Raw genomic sequence first — 16,911 nt, forward strand, 5'->3', positions numbered from 1 at the left:
GAACACTTAACCGAACTTGCCAAAGCCTATAAAAATTATATGTTCCTTAACGATGGCCCCAAAGACCTGTACAAGCAGCTTCGTTCGGGCACAGATGAAAACCTGCGGCAGGCCACGGAATTTATTATACAAACCATAAGTACCAAAAACAAGTTACTGAGCAGCACTTACCTTTCCCGGCCCGACAACCGGGTACTGAAACAGGTATATATAATACGGGAACTGAACCTGAACCTGCGCAAAGAAAATACTACTGATAGCCATACACTTATCGACAGTTTGCAAACGGCACAGGTGCCTGTATACGAAATGCTCGACAATTACTATGATATGCTCTTTACAAGTGTAGGCAATAAAAATAAGCCCTTTAACCTGTCTAAGACCAATCTTGCCCTTAACAGCTACGGGTTAAAAGACGATACCGAAAAAGGCATACTGGTTTTACAGGCCATGCATTTATGCGGTACACTTATATGGGGCTACATGAACGTGGTGCAGCCGCCCAATACCCAAAAAGCCGACATCGCACTTTTGCAGGATCACCTGCGCAAGGAAACCAAAAAAGCGACCGAAATGAAGCGCAAATACGAAGGAATGCTGGAACAATTCAACAAAGATAAAGATGAATGGTTGCAGCGCACTTTGAAGAAGGCCGAACGTAAAGTCGAGGAAGCCATTGCGCATGCCAAGGCCGACGAGACCTTTAAACGTCACACAGCTTTACAGGAAATCAAATACAAGCTTCCAGAAATTGTAAAAGCCAAACCGATCACTCAACCGGGGGCACCGGAAACGGCCGAAGAGTTTGGCAAGAAGTTCCCGCCAGGATCAAAGATCTTTGTACCAAGCCTTAATCAAGACGGCATTGTTCAAAGCACACCGAATTCCAAAGGCGAGGTCCTGATTCTATCGGGCTCTGTGCGCTTGCAAATTCCCTGGACAGTGTTGAAAGCTCCGGGTAAGCCGTCGAACCCGACCTCCCAGTTGATTCGTCAAAGTTCCAACATCACTGTGGCGCTGGCCGACGATGACCGCACATTGGATTTGCGCGGGCGAACAGTTGAGGATGCACTTCAGGAACTGGAGCTGGCTTTGGATAAGGCCGCCCAGGCCCATGAGGACCGCATCAAAGTCATCCATGGTCATGGCACCGAGGCACTGAAACGTGCCGTTCGCACCTATTTGTCGCGATCCATCTACGTCAAGAAGTGGAAGGCCGGATCGCCGGACGGCGGTGGCGATGGAATCACCTGGGTTGAAATTGGCGAAGCATAAAAAAAGCCCCCGACATTTCGGGGGCTTTTTTTTTAGTTTTCAAAGTGAGGTTCTGGAACCGTCGGTGGAATTTCACGTTTCGGATGACAAACCACCCCGCACTTTACAAAGCATCCCTTGCCGGTATTCCAGCAGTATTTTGCAATGGGTGTGGTCTCTGCCGGACAGCTCAGACGTTCGGCTTCAAAAACAGGCTCCACGACAAACGGTCCTGGTACGGATTGAAGATCAAAAACTTCTTCTGCTGCAAATACGCTGGCACTTGACAAGGTCAGCGCTGCAAAGAGAGATAGAACAAATGCTTTCATAAATTCTCCTGGGTTATAGTTAAGAAATCGCACCCAGATAAGGCTAAAAGAGAGGATGTTCTGCATGGTATTCTTTTTCAGAATGCCTGCCGGAAATCAACAGTGGAAGGGCCGTTTATGTTAATTGATGACTATAACATTTCAAGTTGGATTGTTTCAAAGACCCTGTCCATTTCTTACTTCGTGGCATTTCTGTCCTTGTTACCGCAGGTTCTGGGATTGTTTGGCACTCAAGGCATTCTGTCCATTGATCACCTCTTGAATATCCTGGATAAAGAGCTGAAAGCCGATCGTTTCTATCACATTCCAAGTTTGTTCTGGTTTTCTTCAGGGGACCTGACTTTAAAACTGTTTTGCTTTATTGGCATGACAGCCTCCTCGCTGGCTTTTCTGGGGTTCAGCCAAAGCATCATGCTGATGATCTGTTTTGTCTGCTACCTTTCTTTCGTCAGTTGTGGGCAGATTTTCCTTAGCTATCAATGGGACAGTCTTTTACTTGAATTTGGTTTTCTTGGGTTGTTTTTTGCCCCTTGGAAGTGGGAATGGATTCCACTGGGAACTCACAGCCTGCACCCGGTCATTCTGGGCCTGGTGATTTTTCTGCTGTTTAAGCTGATGTTTCTTTCCGGCGTGGTGAAGCTGACCCATAAAGACGCCAGCTGGAAAAATCTGACGGCGTTGACTTATCACTACTGGACTCAACCTCTGCCCACACCGCTGGCTTACTTTGCTTACAAGCTGCCCGTGCTATTTCAGAAATTCAGCGCCGCAGTTATGTTTTCCATTGAATTGGCGATGCCGTTTTTAATGTTGATTCCGGGAAAAACACAGGTTCTTGCTGTCGGCTTTTTAATTCTTCTTCAGATTCTGATTATTCTGACCGGCAACTATGGATTCTTTAATCTGCTGACCTTGGGATTGTGTCTGGCTGTGTTGCCGGATTCCACCTGGGGCTTTAAGATCAACTGGGTTGAACATAGTACCATCCCAACCGAAGTGGCCTTAGGGGCTGCCGTGGTTTTAGTGCCAGCATCTTTGTTCTGGATTTTGAAAACACTTTGGGAGAAAAGCCCGAAGTTGAATTTCATGCTGCCTTACATGCGCCTGCTTTACCCTTTCCGCATTAACAATCCTTATGGCCTTTTTGCCGTCATGACAAAAAGCCGTCCTGAAATTATTTTGCAAGGCAGTAACGACGGACATCACTGGGTGGACTATGAGTTTCTTCACAAACCTGGCAACTTGAAAAAGATGCCCACAGTTGTGGCACCTCACCAACCCCGACTGGATTGGCAGATGTGGTTTGCAGCACTGGAAGGGTTTAATGAAAATCTATGGTTGCAGAATCTGGCGACACGTATTTTCGAGCAGTCCCCGGATGTCCTGGGTCTGTTAAAAACAAACCCCTTTAAAGGTTCCGCGCCTCATTACCTAAGATTTGAACGCTATGAATATCGCTTTACCGACCTTTCCGAACTGGGAAAATCCGGCCAATGGTGGCAGCGCGAACATCTGGGATCTTACGGCCCCACATTTACCCGCGACTCAGAATAGATACCGACTCCATTTCGGCGTCTCATTCTGAAAAGAATGTGCGCAAAGTGACGCGCGCTGTACGGCACCTCTGTAGAAGTTTGACGTTTCAGCTTGGGAACGTTTCACAGTGAGAACAGCGATTTTTCCAAGCTATTGATTTCAGGATATTTTTCGTTTTGTCTCAGTCTGACCTATGGCACCGGGCTTGCTCTATAGATTGGCAACAGGGGGCTTTATGAAAAATGCGAAACAAATCTTCACAACTCTTCTAACACTCGGTGCACTGTCTCTTTTGACAGCTTGCGGTTCCAGCAACCAAATCGCGGGTTCCACGGATTCTTCCAGCCGTGATTCTGCAACGAGCACAACAGACGCAACTTCTAAAGCTCTGGCTTATTGCAATCAGGGTTCTGCCAACGGCATTACCGGTAAACTTAAAGTCTTCGTGGATTCATCCAAATATGTGCGCATGCAATATGTTTATCTGCGCCTGACTTCTTTGCCATCCACATTTAAATCCGGCAGCTCTTATATCTCTTTGTGGAAGTGGCTGGCAAATCCATCCGGTTATACAAATCTGGACACTTCCGCTTTGAACTTTGCTTTGATGAATCCATCCACAGGTCAATATCTGACAGGTTGGATGACAGCAATGAAGTGGAGCGATGTTGTTAATGTGGCTTCCAGCATGGGCTACACAGACCCACAAAACTTCTTCAATAACGTTAGCATTCTAGTTGACTTGAAAGATCCAAATGGTGACTACGATGTGTTGAAAGTGGCGAACTACGACGCTTCCACAAACAAAGCGATCAACACTATGGACGCTCTGCTACCACTGTTCGCTGCGGACCCGGCTGCCTACGCCAACGACAACGGCGCAACCCGCGCAGGCGTTCTACAGGCTCTGCACCCATTCAAAAGCAGCGCAGGCCAGTTCACTTCCTCCCAGTACCAGTCCATGTCCAACAACTTCTGTTTCTAAAAAAGACCCACCCCCTAAAAACAAAAAAACCACTCTTCCCCCAGAGTGGTTTTTTATTTTGACTCCCTCTCTCAGTCCAGCGAAGCGCCGGCGCAAATACCGAGAGCGGAGGCCGTTCAAAACGGTTCGAATGCAAGGCGGAGTAGGCCCTCGCAGCGCAGGCGTGCTCCATGCACGTCGGAGCGAGAAGGCCGCCCGACAACGCAGCAGGCGGGCCGTTTTCAACGGCCGATCAGTGCGCGGATTCTTGGCTTACTTCTTCTGCTTGCAAATTCTCACCCTGTCTATACCGATCCGCCAAAGTTTTATCTGTGGTCGGGAACGAGAACAGCAGCGAATGCACATTGGACTCTTCATCTTCCTGAGTCACGGCAATATAGATCAAATCCTTGGTGGTTTCATGATCCGGGAATTCGCGAATAAAGCTGACCAGAATGTTTCCATCCAGATCGTTTTTTCGCCAGATCTCGTCGGCATTTTCAATGGTCTCTTCGCGCAGGTCGGCGTAGTCCTGGAATTTATCCTGAGGGATGTCTTTTTCGGCACGCACTTTCAGCATGGCCTGATAAAGACCCACGGCCAAAGGGTCACCTTCGCCCATGGCATCGCCTTCGACAGAGCCACCGGACACCTGTTCAAAGTTTTTGTCATAAACCATTTCACCGCGCTGGTAATTCTGCCAAACACGGCTGTCGCGAGACGGGAAATGGATGAAAACAAAGGTCGGATATTCGTCCTCTGTGGAAACATAGGCCACCGCAACATACTTAAAGGCCTCGTCACCTTGTTCGTAGGTGCGAATAAAGTGATAGATGGCAAAATCCTCAAAGGTCTTGTCATCCATCCAGACTTCATCTGGTTCATCCAACGTGGGTTCCAGATAGTTTTCACGGGCGATTTGTTCTTCGTCAGAAAAATCCTCGGCCGAACGCAGGGAGGAATACTCTTCCTCCAGCTTGTCGATGGCTTCCCGGAAATAACCAAACAGGTCTTCTTCACTTTCAAAAATGAGTCCTGCCGCCTCATCCACGATGATGTACTCTTTTTCAGAGGAGATAGTGGTGGTTGGTTTCTTTTTAGCCCGGGTCTTTGTTTTCGCCATGTGTATTCGTATCCTTCATTTGTTATTATCGAGAGATTCTCTTGTCCCAACAACTAGAAAAAGGACACTTTCGACAAGCCCTGTCATAGTTCGCTTTTTGGTCTTGCAACACGGGGGTTTATTCCTCAACATCGGACTTAAGAGGTCAGCAGGAGGCTCTCTTGGTCAATCTAGAAGAAACAAGTTTGGAAAGAATGGAAGCGTTGCTGTCTCATTCAGCCATGGGTGTTCACGTTCTTTTTGACAATCAATCCATCGCAAAAGTGCTCAAGGAAGTGAGCGACGACAAGGACTTCTACAGCTTCGATAAGATGAAGAAGGTCCAGGACGTCATGACTGAACTGATTGCGAAAAAGACATACTTCGAGAAGATGGCCTATCTTCAGGCTCTCGACAGTGAGTCTTATCAGATGCTGGTGCGTGCGTACTTCCACATCGTGGAAAACACTGTTCGCGCCAACCACGAGCACAGCCACTAAGTCGTCATATTAAAGTTCTTTTTTTCGTCTAAAGCTTAAGCAGTTCCGGCAGGCTTTGGCGCCTCGGTATTGGAAGTTCCAATTTCTGTCTAAGGCTTGGAGTCCTAATTCGACATCAATCAACAATTTTACTGCGGCCTTTTTCCGCAATGCTATCCTTGAAGAAGGAAAAAGGCGCCTGGTTGATGCGCTATAGCTAGAAAAAACAACCAGGCACCTTTTGAGTTCCCACCGCAAAGCCGATAGGAGAACTTGTGAAATATCGGGTTTTCTTATCGGCTTTCTTTTTTGTTCTGCTGCCCGGCCTGGCCAGGGCCGAGTACCGCGTTTTTCTTTTGAAGATCACGAAAAGAGCTCCGGCTGCCGCAGAAGCCCCTGCCCCCGGCACACCTCCGCCCACGCAGGACTATCGTCTGGTGGAAAGCACTTTGGATCACATTCAGTACCGCTACTATCATCAGGTTGCCCCCGATGAAGACGTCACTTACATAGATACCTGGCGCTGTTATGGGCGCACGGACAGCTTCAAGCCTCACTGCCCCAACCCCAAAGGCCAGATTCCGACCGAGGACTCCCCGACGTCTTAATAGTCCTGTTCCTTTTTGATACACTCTAAGAATATGTCGTCAATTGACAGTTCCACGAGAAAAGCCATGCAAGCGGATTTGAACGAGGTTCAAGCCGATCACGCACGTAAAAAAAAGCAACTCGTTAAAGAAAACGAAGCCGAGCTTGCGGATCTTAAAGAATACTATCACGAGAAAAAAAACGGCCTTCAGGAACAAAACGAAGCGGCCATCAATCATATTCGCAAACGCCAGCAGGTCGCCGCTGACGATGCTCATCAGGAGCGTCAGCAACTGACGGACAAATACAACTCCAAAACCCGCGCCATGCAGGACGACTACAGTCAAAAGCTGTCCACCACCCGCGAAAAAAGAACAGCTCAACTGGCACAGGCCAAACAGGACTCCAAGGACCAAGTCGCACGCATTGAACAGGATGCCACCGATCGCATCGAATATGTTCGTGCCAAAAGTGACAATGACATTCGCGGTGCCAAAGCCAAATACAATAAAGACATGGCGCAAATCAACGAATTCAGCGGCAAGCGTCTGGAACAACAGCGCCAACTGAACGACACCCGCCTGCAAGGTGAGGTCGAGCGCGGTCAGGTAAATCAGGAGCGTCTGCGCACTCGCAACGAAAAGGAATACACCGAACTGCGTGCCCGTGGTGAAAACGAAATTGTTCATGAACAGGAACAACAGGGCAAAAAGTTGGAACGTCAGAATTCCGATTTTGCCAAACGCTATGATCAGCAGCAAAAGCAGTGGGAGTCCCGCGAAGAACATCTGAATACGCAGTACTCCGACCGCCTGATCCATCAAAAGCAGGCTTACGACAACGAGCTAAGCAATCAGCACGAACGCTTCCAAAGTAATTATCAGAAAACCGAAGAAGCCAATCGCGAAGCCGCCAGCATTCAGAAGAAACGCTATGTGCGTGAGCTGGCAGAAACCCGCAAGGACTTTGTCAAAGCCGCTGCCAAATACTCTGACAAGGAAGCCGATCCTTTCTATAAGGTCGAAGACCGCGGCAGTTATCTGCGTGAAAATCCCGATTTCTATATTTTAAAAGCCTTCGTGCCCGAGCATGAAAAAGACAACGTGAAGGTCACCATTCAGAAGGACCGAGCCACCGTTTCAGGTCAGCGCTCTTTCAAGGATAAGGTGGAGGACGACAGCAAGACTGTCAGCAGTTCCAACTTCCAGACGTTCCGCGAAGAATTTACTTTTGATAAGCCGGTGATCACCGAAGGCATGACCCGCGAACGCGATGGCGACTGGGTCGTGTATCGTATCCCCAAAGGACTTATGAACCGCTTTGATCGCAAAGCTTAGCGCGCTCATGCCGGGCCACCAGCAGATTTTCCAGGAAATACGCCGCCAAATCATGACGACCATCCACACTGGCTTTCTTGTAAAGGCTGAGGGCTTGTTGTCGCGTCGTGGTTTCAGACGTGCCACGCAGGTCTGCAATTTCACGGAGGCTTAGGCCGGACAGAATCAAACTTCCAACTTCACACTCTGTTTTGGTGAGACCCCATTGGTCGAAATGACTTTGGAAATATACCTGAAATTCCGAAAATTGCCGTTTCATATGTGAAATTAGATCGGAATATGACCAAACTGTCATCATACACAAGTGCGTCTGGCCTGCCTTTTCCACCTAGGCTGGAGAGAAACTGTTCCGAACGAAACAGAACAGATGTCACTAAGCTTTCATCAAATAGCGCACTTCGCGCATCACAAAAGCAAGACGGGACTGAAGATCCTGAAGCATTTCAAGATTTGTATGAAGCTGAGCCAAGGCATCCTTTTCCACAACAGGCGTGTCTGCCAGCTCATGATAGGACTTGTGAGTCACAGGAGAAAAAGAGGGCTCAAAAGACTCTGCAGCAGTTGTTTCCACTTGTGCATTTTCCAGATTGATCACTCTCATTTGTATTCTCCTTCACCCGTTTTCTCAGGCGCGAAATCAAAGTCTAGTTAGCTTTTTTCAATTCCAACAACTTAAATAAACTTACATGGACATTTTACACGGCCCGCTAGTATTCGCACTGCAAGGACGCTGTGTCCGTACCTGCCAGGTTCACACGATCATCCCCACTGGAAAGATACGTTGCCATAACAGACCCACTGCCATCTTTATGTTTCAAGCCCAGCACATGGCCCATCTCATGAAGCACCAGAGCTTCAATATTGACCGGAGAAGAACTTTTCCTCTCTGATTTAGCCGCTGTCGTCAGGGTGTTGCCATTCCAATAGAAGCTAAAGTCAGCTGCATTCAGGCGAATATCCGCCTCTTTGATAAGATCACCAATCCAATAAACGCTGGTACGCCCCTGCTCGGAAGCGCGGTTCGCCTCCCAGGCATTCATAAAGTAGATAACATTCCGTCCGTCTTTATGAGGATTCAAAGGACCCATTTCACGGGGATATTCGACGATTTTGATAATATCGCGACCTGCGGTGCGAGCCCACGTTGCAGCAGCACTGCGAATAGCCGGGATCATCGAGTCAGGCACAGACTCATGCAGGTACATTGTGACAGGTACGTCACTTTTCCAGGAGATTCGTTCGCCATAGACGTTTTGTACAAATCCGCAGTCATCTTGTGACTTCGGCGCACAGGCTTGAACAAATAGAGCTACAGTAAGGATCAAACTGATCCCAAGCCACTTCACCATGGAGCGACCTCCTTTGTCTTGATACCAATACAAGGAAAGGGCCATCCCGAAAGCTTTCCGCGCCATGATTTAACATATTGTTTTCACAGAGTTTTTTAGCAAAGCCCGGTCAAAGCCTGTAAAGTGAGCATTGGCCAGAAAAACCCGTCTGTTTTACAGACAGGCCCCCAGAAAAATTGTAAGTGGTTGATTTTATATATACTTTTAGCTGTCCAACCTTTGCACACCCCCGCGCCGCAAAGTGTGGTGCAAAAGGACTCCAAAAGGTCTGGCCCGCGCCTTGCTTTAGTACTTAGGTAAGTCTCGAAATGAGACAATCGGGCCCCACCCCACTCGGGGAATCCTTCGTGGCCCACACAACCTACCCCACATCCTGCCTTCCCTGGTAGGGAGCCTAAAAAAGCTCCACCTACCAGTTCGCGCGCGATGCTGTGGCACTTGGAAACAGTCCGCATTTTTGATAAGACAGGGCCCTGCAACGAAAGGCCACAATAATGATGAAACTGACAGTGATCCCCGGTGATGGCATCGGTCCTGAAATTATGACTCAGGTCGTGCGCGTTGTAAATCTGCCAAAGGAAAAGCGCACAGAGTATTCTATCCCCAACGCCAATCATGCGTTGCTGATTCTGGGCTCTTTGCCAGCGCAAGCCACCAAAGCCGAACTGAAGAAAACTTTGGAATATAAAATCCGCGGGCAAAGCCAGTACCCGATCAGCGGCAGTTATAAGATTTACGGTGAAAAGCAGAAAGCCAATGAAGAAGCTCCGTACATCGTTTTGTCTTTCTCTCCTAATGGCGGCGAAGGTGATGTGAATAAAAGCATTTATGTGCCTTTGATTCAAAACACCAAGGGTTCCATCGAAGCTGTGCATTTCGCGTTTTCTTCCAAGCAAATTCAAAACGCATTATTGGAACGCGCGACCCGTGACATGCAGGAAAAAGGTCATTTCGAATTCCGCTCTGTCGGTGACACTCCGTTTGCCATGCGCGAGTGGAGCGCTTTCCTGTTGCTATCAGGTCTAAAGAAAGATCTGCCTTCCGGGAAGTATCTGACCGATGGAGAAGCCCCGATTCTTCAGGCCTTGGGTGCAGCGGGTGTCACTGATTTGCAGGATAAAATCAGAACGGCTCCGGCAATTTATGGCGAACGTCATTTCCGTCTGGAAGATGGCAGCTCTGTGAAAACCACTTCCAAGATTCATCACAAGGTGTTCATTTTCCCTGAGGACTCTTTGGCGGTTCTGGGGACTTCTTTCAATCCCAGTGAAAACGCGGAAAACAACAACGAACAAATCGTGATTGTTAAGGACGCCAACATTGTCCGTCAGGCCCGAGGTCTGTTCGGATATCTTTATAAGAACTCGGCCCGGTCGGTCACCGCCGAAGCCAATCGTCGTAATTTGAAAGCCTTGCCCTTCCCGGACGAGACCGTGGGCGGTGAACCCAGCGAACGCGATCAATAAAGCTGACAGAGGCTGGCCTTTTTGCTAACTATCACCCTATGAGATTTCTGCGCAGTGCCCTTAAATACTTTGCCTTCTTTGTGCTAGGTCTGGTGACCTGCGCGTTTGTGGGCGTGGGCGCTGTCACTTACTACGCAGTGGATTATCTGACTCAGAATCCCTCAGCCCCCCCGGTTCAGAAAAAACCTTATCCCATCGCCAAAGCGTCCCTGACTCCGGAACTAAAAACCCCGGCAGCACCAGCCCCCGGTGATTTTATTCCTGAATCTTCCAAAGAAAATTTCCGCAGTGCTTTTAACACCTCCCGCTCTTTCATGAAAAACAGCGAACAGATATCCCATCTGATAAAGCAACTGGAAAAGGCGCCCCTGCCACCACTGTGTCCGTCGTTGTGCGATACCAGTGCCATGGATAAGGAGCAGTTAAAAACAGACCGCGTGGTTTATTTGGAGCAATATCTGCGCAGCGAAGGAACGCGCGCTCTGCAAGATCCTGAGTTCCGACTGCTGATGGACAACATCGGACGCATTTATCATTTGATTCAACCAGCGCAAAAGATCCTGAAAAAGATCGATCGTCTGAAAGCACAGCAGGAAAAACCCGAAGGCGCCAGCACCACCGACAAGCTTTTGATCACCGCTGAAATTCAGGGGACTCTGCTGTCAGAGTTCTATGGTTTCGTGAATCACGTCGAACAAGTGAAAGCGGAAGATAGCAAAATGAAGCTTATTCGTGATCTGCGTCGTGCCTGTCACAAAGGCAAACCCGTGAAACAACTTATATCAGAGTGCGACTCGATACTGTCCCGGTAATAAATCACATTCGCATGTATTGATTGAATATAAGATTCAAATGAATTACCTATAGGGTCCTATGGGAAAAGGCCTTTCGCGTTCACAAGTTTTCTTTATGACCCTGACCTGCATTCTGGTTGTGGGCAATATGTACTACAACCAGCCGTTGCTGGGCATTTTGGCGCGTGAATTCGGCGTAACGGAATCCAAGGTTTCTTTGATACCCGCATTCACCCTGATCGGTTATGCACTGGGTATTTTGCTTTTGGTTCCACTCGGAGACATGATCGAACGCCGTAAGTTAATTCAAGGAAGCATGACCATGGCAGGTCTTTTGGCCATCGCTCTGCCTTTCAGTCCCACCTTGGGTGTTTTCTGCGCAGTCAGTTGTGTGATGGGTTTTTTCAATGTTTCTCAATCTGTTTTGATCCCGTTTGCCGCAAACCTTGCCAAGCCTGAAGAGCGCGGCAAAGTCGTGGGCATTGTACTATCCGGAATCCTGATCGGCTCCCTGATGGCGCGCACTTTGGCGGGCTTTATCGCACAATATTTTGGTTGGAAGACGGTTTTCATTTTTGCCGGTTCTGTCAGCCTGATTCTTTCCGTGGTCAGCCAGTTTGTTCTGCCGCAGTCTCAGCCGATGTTCAAAGGGACCTACAAAGACCTGATGGCCTCCACCACGGTACGTTTATTAAGTCTATCCGCAGAATAGCGTCTTCTTACGCCCCGGTACTACTGTCAGCCCTGCTGATGTCAGGCTGTACTTTAGACTCTGTCATCGAGGCTCTGACTAAAGAAAATTTCAAGCTGATCACAAATCTTGAAGACAATTATGTTGATTTGAACAGCACAACACTGACCTTGGAAGGCCAGTGCGACAAAGACGAAGGGCCGATCACCTTCGCCGTGGATTCTGTTGAACGCAGCAAAATGGACTGTCCCACATCAGGGATCTGGCAATACTCTCTTGATGTTCAGGATCTGCCAGACGGTGAAACATCTCTGGTGGTAGAGCAGGTCGAACTGGCCGATGCCACGAAAAAAGTTAAAACTGAAAACGTTATTTTAAACAAAGATACCACTCCTCCGCAGCTGTTGAGCATGCCGGACATTATTCTCAATGATAAAGGTTATATCAGCTGGGACTGCCAGAATCTGAATGACAAGTGCACCTTCCGGTCCTTTGTGGCAAACAATGATCTGTTCACCTTTGCGGCAGAGCCCTACACCAACATAAAGAGCACTGTGACTTTCCCGGATGGGAAAAGTTATTTGTTCCTGCAAGCCAAAGATGCCGCAGGCAATTTGTCAGCAGTAAAAAAAGTGGAAGTGTATTCCGGTGCCATGGGTATCTGGATCAACCCACTGCAAATGAAACTGGCCGTGGATCAGAACGTCACCCTGCGTTTCTATATCCCGCAGATATTCAGTCAATACACCCTATTCAACAATGAAGATTGTAGCGGCGCCACCAACTGGCAAAATCGCACGACAGGTGATCACGCGTGGACACTGCCTTCCACCACTCCGGCATCTTATCCTGTATCCGCTAAATTCCGCACAGCCACAGGTCTGATCAGTCAGTGTTTCACCGACCGCATTCCTGTCGTTGACGTCGCAACCATTCACAATGTCTGTACTGCCGGATCTTCCAATGCTGTTTTCGGGATTGTGGCCAGCAGTAAATATCAGCAAAATCCCGGTTACAATAACAATGAAAACTGTTCCTTCACTGTGAACTCATCCGTCGCCATGGACGTCACTCCCGCAGCGGCTGTAGTAACAGAGCAGGATAAAGACATTGTGTCGGTTCGCCAAAATGGTCAGACTCTTTATTCCGCCTCTGGAACCGTGATCCCCGTGGGCCTGCAGCCATTTACCAGTACAGAACCTGGTTCATTTACCATCAATTTCAGTTCGGATGCACAAAATGCCGGTCCTGGCTTTATCTTTTACTGGATGCCAAAAGATGCCTTCCGTCAGGAAATGGTCATCAACGAAAATGCCACCATGACCAGCTCAAGACATCTGCGTGTGGCTTTTGATGTTCCTGACTACATGAAAGAATACTATCTGACTGAAGACACTTCGTGCACAGCAGGTGGTTTCTGGCAATCCATCGCGCCTTCCGTGCAATTCACGGCAGCGACCAGCGCCTCCACAATCAATCTTCGTGCCCGCTTCCGCGACAGCTTCGGCAACGAATCCGAATGTGTCAGTGCCTCGATTCAATATGCGGCACCGGGAGTTGGCCTGTTCATCACCACCGCAGATATGGGAGCCACCCTAAATCTGGCAGGGATTTGCACCCAGCCCGGTGCCACAGTCAAGATTTCCGGCACCTTTACCGGTGAAACCACCTGCACCATTAACAATCAATGGAGCCATCCCGTTTCCATTGCAAGCATCGCAAACAACACCGTTATCAATGTCACCGCCGAACTGGTCATTGCGGGCGTGGTGGAGGACTCGATCTCTGATACATACACCATTCATCGGCACGCCACTCCGACCTACCCGATTGCCGGTGGTTACGTCGGTACTTCTTTCACCTTGTCCGGAACATGTTCTCCAAACGGAGCCACGATCAATATCACTTCGCCCAATGTGGCCACCACCACATGTACCGATGGCGAATGGAACTCCCTGCAAACTGTCACGGGCAATGACGGCGACACCGTCAATATTGCCGGGAATCTGACTTTCCAAAGTTCTATTCAGGATAGCTTCTCTTTCCAAGCCACCTTAAGCACCGCTCCTCCGGTGGCCACCGTGGCCGGGGCCCCTTCAGGGAAAAGTTCGATGCCGGCAGTTTCCTTAAGCGTCGGAGGCATCGGGGTTTCCAACTATAAATATAAATCCGGAAAAGGCATTTCGTGCTCTTCGGCCTCGGGATATTCCACAGAGAAAAGCATTGATTCAGGATTCTCTGTGGACCAAGCCTCTTTCAGCACCAATGACTTCATCACCATTTGTGTGGTGGGAAAAAGTGGTCTGAATGGGCTGTGGCAGGACTATTCCCAAGCCACGACTTACAGTTGGCAAAAATCAGTTATCAACTACGCTTCTCTAAGCACTCCCAGCCAGGTCGTGACCGAAGGACAAACCGGCGTTGCCGTCAGTGTGACTTTAAGTGCGCCTTCAAGTTCCCCGGTCCGTGTTTATTTCCAGACCTCTGGTGATGCCATTTACATGGTCGATCACAATCTTTACCCGGGCTATATTGAAGTTCCCGCAGGCCAATTTAGTGCTCAGGTGACCTTCGACAGCCTGACTAATAATCTGGCGACCAAGGACAGCACTGTGGCTGTATATCTGACTCATACAAATCAACCTGATTATTTTGTCGGGGAAAATCACACCAAACACTATATGATTCGTGATCCCGTGCGCAGCTCGCAAAAACTTATCGGTTTCGTGCATGGCAGTGACAACAATCCGTCACCAACCTGCGCACTGACGGAAGATGGCCGCCTGCGCTGCTGGGGTCTGCCATCAGGATCTCCGACCGGAATTGTTGAGCCTCAACCGACAATGCGCTTCAAACAACTTGTCGGAAATCGTATTCACTTCTGCGCCCTGAGTGACCAGGATGATCTTTACTGCGCATCCTACGGCAACTTCACGTCCACCAATTATGATCCGGGCGTTAAATACAAATCCATCGCTCTGAAACAATATATTGGCTGCGGCATCACTTCGGATGACCGGGTTCGCTGCTGGGCTACCGACGGCAGCAAAACCACTGCGTATGCTGATGACGGCGTTGTGAAATTTAAAAAGGTCTCTCCTTCACATGGCACCACTTGTGCGATTTCCCTATCCGATGATCTCTATTGTTACGGAGAGAACACTTACAAAACCATCGCTAACAACGCGACCACCACTTATAGTGTTCTGACACCGGTTGATAGCGGAACCAAATATAGTGACGTCACGTCATATACCTATGTTTGCGGTATTACCCTGACAACCCAACAGCTGCGCTGCTGGGGACGCAATGACTACTATCAGGTGGGCGATGGCACCAACACGGCTTCGACTTCTCCGGCTATTATTGATGGCTCTACGAAATATCTGCAAATCAGCGGCAGCAACACCAAGGCCTGTGCGATCACTGAAAACTTCAAATTAAAGTGCTGGGGTAAAGAGATCGCTGGCGGTTACACGGCCATCCAAACGAAAAAGCTGTATGCAACACCGACCTTGCTGAACGCAAATCTGGTTTGGAAAAGCATCCAAGTTAACGAGGGCACCATCTGCGGGATTGCTGATGATGATCTGGCTTATTGCTTTGGGGATGACACCAACTATCGCACAACCGTCAAAGGCACTCTGAGCTCGCTGGCACTGATGGATGCTGTCGGTCAATACGCTGAATATGGAGTTACTCCGGGAAGCGTTTGTGCCATTCGTAACGATGGCACCGCCGTTTGCAGCGGCTATTCAGCCAGTGCAACCTCAAGAAAAACTCCTCGCATAGTTCAGCCCTTCGTAAATTTCACCGGCGGTAAAGTTCCGGAAAACACAGATATCATGTCATGTCTTTCAACGCCAACGGCGTCGTACTGTGCCCGCAGCAACTACTTCGGACATCTGGCTGATGGAACCAACAGTGACGGAAAACTCGATTATACTTTGACCGGCGGTATAGCCATCCAAGGTATGACTGGAAACACTTACTGTGCCGCCGCTGTAGGTTCAGATGGCCATTTGAAAAGCTGGGGTTACGGAACTTCGGGGGCTATGACCTGTCCAAACACTTTGACAGCACAGCCGACGAAAATTCTGCCTTCAGTCCTGTTCAAGCCCATCATGGGAAGCTATGGCACTGATTCAATGTGTGCCCTTAGCCAGGGCAATGAAATCTATTGCTGGGGTCTGGGGCTGATTAAAAGAGGCACGGGAAATTCTTCAACGCCCACCTCTGTGGACCCAACCAATCGCTACACGGACTTCAAGATTTCTGGCAACCGTCTGTGCGGACTTCTGGAAACCTCCGGGCAAATCCGCTGCTGGGGTGACAACACTAACGGTAAACTCGGTAACAACAGCACGACGGCCTCCACTGGCAGTGCTGTCCAGGGTGGTAACAGCTATTCAAAACTGGCAATGAACGACATCATCACTTGTGCCTTAAGAGGCACAACGCTGGATTGCTGGGGTGGAATCACGACTCATAACAGCCTGGTTCCTTTCGCTCTGAATGGCGGAGCCTCCTACAAAGACTTTACCATCAGTTCACGCGATATCGTGGCGATCACCACTGGCGGAGACGTGCATATCTGGGATGATGGCTTGTTTAAAGCTGCCCCCCGTGTGATCACACCGGCTGGAGCAACATTTAAATCAGTTAAGGCTGCCCCTAGCGGCGCCTTGTTCTGTGCACTGAGCACCGATGACAAGCTTTACTGCCGTGAGCAGGATGGTCCACTGGATGTTTATCATCACCTGCATCAAGTGCGCGAGGCCCGGTTCTAAAAAAGAAAAAGGCCACTGTTTCCAGTGGCCTTTCTTAATTTAATTAAAATAGAGGTGAGAACATCATGCTCCCCGAGACCTTCCTTGGTATCACCCCTCCCGTAAAATTGATTGCAGCATAACAAAAACACGATTGCAAGAGTCTTATTACAGATTTTTTAAGAATTATGCCCAAGCCCCTAAAAATCCACCCCATTCTGCAAAGAACTTAAGCAAAAATCTCCAAAGCCAC

15 protein-coding genes are annotated in these 16,911 nt (G+C 48.9%); 10 read left to right on the forward strand and 5 right to left on the reverse strand.

Translation table 11 applies throughout. The annotated features are described in order from the left end of the window. The first annotated feature begins 483 nt into the window (after nucleotides 1–483). A complete protein-coding gene (locus tag EZJ49_RS02050; RefSeq protein ID WP_262553879.1) occupies nucleotides 484–1,275 on the forward strand; it encodes a Smr/MutS family protein in 792 nt (263 codons plus the stop codon). Nucleotides 1,276–1,307: 32 nt separating this feature from the next. Here EZJ49_RS02050 and EZJ49_RS02055 read toward each other — a convergent pair whose 3' ends face one another. Further along, nucleotides 1,308–1,583: a hypothetical protein gene (locus EZJ49_RS02055; RefSeq protein ID WP_262553881.1), complete on the reverse strand. Its 276-nt coding sequence runs from the start codon at nucleotides 1,581–1,583 to the stop codon at nucleotides 1,308–1,310. 117 nt (nucleotides 1,584–1,700) lie between these two features. On the opposite strand from EZJ49_RS02055, the gene EZJ49_RS02060 reads away from it, so the two are divergent. Together EZJ49_RS02060 and EZJ49_RS02065 are read left to right on the forward strand one after the other, a co-directional pair. Next, nucleotides 1,701–3,137, forward strand: coding sequence for a lipase maturation factor family protein (locus EZJ49_RS02060; protein ID WP_262553882.1), 1,437 nt, complete (start codon nucleotides 1,701–1,703; stop codon nucleotides 3,135–3,137). Nucleotides 3,138–3,354: 217 nt separating this feature from the next. After that, entirely contained in the window at nucleotides 3,355–4,104 is a 750-nt protein-coding gene (locus EZJ49_RS02065) for a hypothetical protein (RefSeq protein ID WP_262553884.1), read from the forward strand. A 232-nt stretch (nucleotides 4,105–4,336) separates the two neighbouring features. Here the strand turns inward: EZJ49_RS02065 and EZJ49_RS02070 are convergent, their stop codons facing one another. Next, nucleotides 4,337–5,206 carry a PBECR2 nuclease fold domain-containing protein gene (locus tag EZJ49_RS02070; protein ID WP_262553886.1) on the reverse strand — a complete coding sequence of 290 codons (870 nt, stop codon included), beginning with the start codon at nucleotides 5,204–5,206 and terminating at the stop codon, nucleotides 4,337–4,339. A 161-nt stretch (nucleotides 5,207–5,367) separates the two neighbouring features. Here EZJ49_RS02070 and EZJ49_RS02075 point away from each other — a divergent pair, with 161 nt between their 5' ends. The 3 genes from EZJ49_RS02075 (at nucleotide 5,368) to EZJ49_RS02085 (ending at nucleotide 7,589) form a co-directional block, all read left to right on the forward strand. Further along, on the forward strand, nucleotides 5,368–5,685 hold the full coding sequence (locus EZJ49_RS02075; RefSeq protein WP_262553888.1) for a hypothetical protein: 318 nt from the start codon (nucleotides 5,368–5,370) through the stop codon (nucleotides 5,683–5,685). Nucleotides 5,686–5,939: 254 nt separating this feature from the next. Continuing rightward, entirely contained in the window at nucleotides 5,940–6,272 is a 333-nt protein-coding gene (locus tag EZJ49_RS02080; protein WP_262553889.1) for a hypothetical protein, read from the forward strand. 66 nt (nucleotides 6,273–6,338) lie between these two features. Further along, on the forward strand, nucleotides 6,339–7,589 hold the full coding sequence (locus tag EZJ49_RS02085; protein ID WP_262553891.1) for an Hsp20/alpha crystallin family protein: 1,251 nt from the start codon (nucleotides 6,339–6,341) through the stop codon (nucleotides 7,587–7,589). On the opposite strand, the gene EZJ49_RS02090 is transcribed toward EZJ49_RS02085, so the two are convergent. From EZJ49_RS02090 to EZJ49_RS02100, 3 genes are all read right to left on the reverse strand, one after another. Then, nucleotides 7,561–7,848: a helix-turn-helix transcriptional regulator gene (locus EZJ49_RS02090; RefSeq protein ID WP_262553893.1), complete on the reverse strand. Its 288-nt coding sequence runs from the start codon at nucleotides 7,846–7,848 to the stop codon at nucleotides 7,561–7,563. The genes EZJ49_RS02085 and EZJ49_RS02090 overlap by 29 nt on opposite strands. Before the next feature lie 114 nt (nucleotides 7,849–7,962). Then, nucleotides 7,963–8,190, reverse strand: coding sequence for a hypothetical protein (locus EZJ49_RS02095; RefSeq protein WP_262553895.1), 228 nt, complete (start codon nucleotides 8,188–8,190; stop codon nucleotides 7,963–7,965). Nucleotides 8,191–8,296: 106 nt separating this feature from the next. Further along, the gene (locus EZJ49_RS02100; protein WP_262553896.1) at nucleotides 8,297–8,938 is read right to left on the reverse strand and encodes a matrixin family metalloprotease; all 642 of its coding nucleotides are present in this window, start codon (nucleotides 8,936–8,938) and stop codon (nucleotides 8,297–8,299) included. Between the two features lie 494 nt (nucleotides 8,939–9,432). Here EZJ49_RS02100 and EZJ49_RS02105 point away from each other — a divergent pair, with 494 nt between their 5' ends. The 4 genes from EZJ49_RS02105 to EZJ49_RS02120 all read left to right on the forward strand — a co-directional run bounded on the left by EZJ49_RS02105 (nucleotide 9,433) and on the right by EZJ49_RS02120 (nucleotide 16,679). Then, entirely contained in the window at nucleotides 9,433–10,404 is a 972-nt protein-coding gene (locus EZJ49_RS02105; protein ID WP_262553897.1) for a hypothetical protein, read from the forward strand. A 38-nt stretch (nucleotides 10,405–10,442) separates the two neighbouring features. After that, nucleotides 10,443–11,216: a hypothetical protein gene (locus EZJ49_RS02110; protein WP_262553898.1), complete on the forward strand. Its 774-nt coding sequence runs from the start codon at nucleotides 10,443–10,445 to the stop codon at nucleotides 11,214–11,216. Between the two features lie 61 nt (nucleotides 11,217–11,277). Beyond that, nucleotides 11,278–11,910 carry an MFS transporter gene (locus EZJ49_RS02115; RefSeq protein ID WP_262553900.1) on the forward strand — a complete coding sequence of 211 codons (633 nt, stop codon included), beginning with the start codon at nucleotides 11,278–11,280 and terminating at the stop codon, nucleotides 11,908–11,910. A 38-nt stretch (nucleotides 11,911–11,948) separates the two neighbouring features. Continuing rightward, complete coding sequence (locus EZJ49_RS02120) at nucleotides 11,949–16,679, forward strand: RCC1 domain-containing protein (protein WP_262553901.1); 4,731 nt, start codon at nucleotides 11,949–11,951, stop codon at nucleotides 16,677–16,679. Nucleotides 16,680–16,911: the final 232 nt, after the last annotated feature.

The organism is Bdellovibrio bacteriovorus, from assembly GCF_025558485.1.
GTDB classification, from domain to species: domain Bacteria; phylum Bdellovibrionota; class Bdellovibrionia; order Bdellovibrionales; family Bdellovibrionaceae; genus Bdellovibrio; species Bdellovibrio bacteriovorus_G.